Genomic DNA, 1,693 nt, shown 5'->3' on the forward strand with positions numbered 1-1,693 from the left:
CGTCGCCCTCGGCGACGTGCCAGGTGACGATCTCCGACTCGGTGAGCCCCTCACCGAGGTCGGGCAGCCGGAACGTCGTGGTCACGAGGCCACCCCCAGCGAGCTGCGCCGTCCCAGCGTGCGGTCCACGGCGTCGAGGATGCGGTCGAGGTCCGGCAGGAAGGCGTCCTCCAGGGCGGCCGGGGGGTAGGGGATGTCGTAGCCGGTCACCCGCTCCGGTGCGGACTCCAGGTGCGCGAAGCACTCCTCGACGGCGACGGCCATGACCTCGGCGGCGACCGAGCAGCTCGCCGGTGCCTCGTGCGTGACGACCAGGCGACCGGTGCGGCGCACGCTGGCGGCGACGGTCTGCCGGTCGACCGGGGAGATGGAGCGCAGGTCGACGACCTCGATGCTGATGCCCTCCTCGGTCGCCGCGACCGCGGCGTCGAGGGCGGTGGCCACCATAGGGCCGTAGGCGACGAGGGTGACGTCCTGCCCGGGGGAGACGACCCGGGCGGTGTCGAGGTCGGCGCGGGCGGTGGTGTCGACCTCGCCCTTGGTCCAGTAGCGACGCTTGGGCTCGAGGAGGACGACCGGGTCGTCGCAGTCGATCGCCGCCCGCAGCGTCTGGTAGGCCTCCTGGGGGCTGGCCACGGTCACGACACGCAGCCCGGGGGTGTGCGCGAAGTAGGCCTCGGGGGACTCCGAGTGGTGCTCGACGGCGCCGATGCCGCCGCCGTAGGGGACACGGACGGTCATCGGCATCCGCACGGCGCCGCCGGTGCGGTAGTGGAGGCGGGCCACCTGGGTGACGAGCTGGTCCAGGCCGGGGAAGACGAACCCGTCGAACTGGATCTCGCACACCGGGCGCAGCCCGCGGTAGGCCATCCCGACCGCGGTGCCGATGATGCCCGCCTCGGCGAGCGGGGAGTCGATCACGCGGGAGGCGCCGTACCTCGTCTGCAGCCCGTCGGTGATCCGGAAGACGCCGCCCAGGGTGCCGATGTCCTCGCCGATGAGCACGACGTCCTCGCGGGCGCCCAGGGCGTCGTCGAGCGCGGTGTTGAGCGCCTTCGCCAGGGTCATGGTGGGGCTCACGGCTGGTCCTCCCGGATCGAGGCCGCGAACGCGGCCCGGTGGCGCCGCTGCCGCGCCAGACCCGCGTGCTCGGTGGTGTAGACGTGGTCGAACATGGTGTCGACCGGCGGGGGCGCCATGGCGGCGACCGTCTCCCGCAGCTCGGCGGCCACCTCTTCCGCGCGCTTCCTCGCCTCGGCCACGATGTCGGCGACCGGTGCGCCGAGCCGGGCCAGGTGCTGCTCGACGCGGCGCAGCGGGCTGCGCTCCTGCCAGGCGGCAAGCTCGGCCTCGCCACGGTAGCGGGTGGGGTCGTCGCTCGTCGTGTGCGGTCCCATCCGGTAGGTGACGGCCTCGATGAACGTGGGCCCGCCACCGCGGCGCGCCCGGTCCACGGACAGCCGGCAGGCGGCCCGGACGGCGAGGACGTCGTTGCCGTCCACCCGCAGCGCCGGGATCCCGAAGCCGGTGGGTCGCAGCGCGATCGGCACCCGGGTCTGGACGCTCACCGGCTCGGAGATGGCGTACTGGTTGTTCTGGCAGAAGAGGACGAGCGGGGCGTGGAAGGAGGCGGCGAAGACCATCGCCTCGTTGACGTCGCCCTGGCTCGTGGCACCGTCGCCGAAGCAGGTGA

2 protein-coding genes are annotated in these 1,693 nt (G+C 73.5%); both read right to left on the bottom strand.

What is annotated here, in order from left to right; translation table 11 throughout:
• Nucleotides 1–81 precede the first annotated feature (81 nt).
• Nucleotides 82–1,068 (bottom strand): transketolase C-terminal domain-containing protein, encoded by a 987-nt coding sequence (locus Q0195_RS04965; protein WP_299275391.1) that lies wholly within the window; start codon nt 1,066–1,068, stop codon nt 82–84.
• Between the two features lie 8 nt (nt 1,069–1,076).
• Nucleotides 1,077–1,693, bottom strand: a 617-nt coding sequence (locus Q0195_RS04970; protein ID WP_299275388.1) for a thiamine pyrophosphate-dependent enzyme, incomplete at its 5' end; no start/stop codon positions are given.

Origin of the sequence: uncultured Georgenia sp., assembly GCF_937958535.1 — a bacterium.
In the GTDB taxonomy this organism is placed as follows: domain Bacteria; phylum Actinomycetota; class Actinomycetes; order Actinomycetales; family Actinomycetaceae; genus Oceanitalea.

Coding starts and splice junctions, on each gene's coding strand:
- Q0195_RS04965 (WP_299275391.1), bottom strand. CDS start 1,068: ATGACCCTGGCGAAGGCGCTCAACACCGCGCTCGACGACGCCCTGGGC.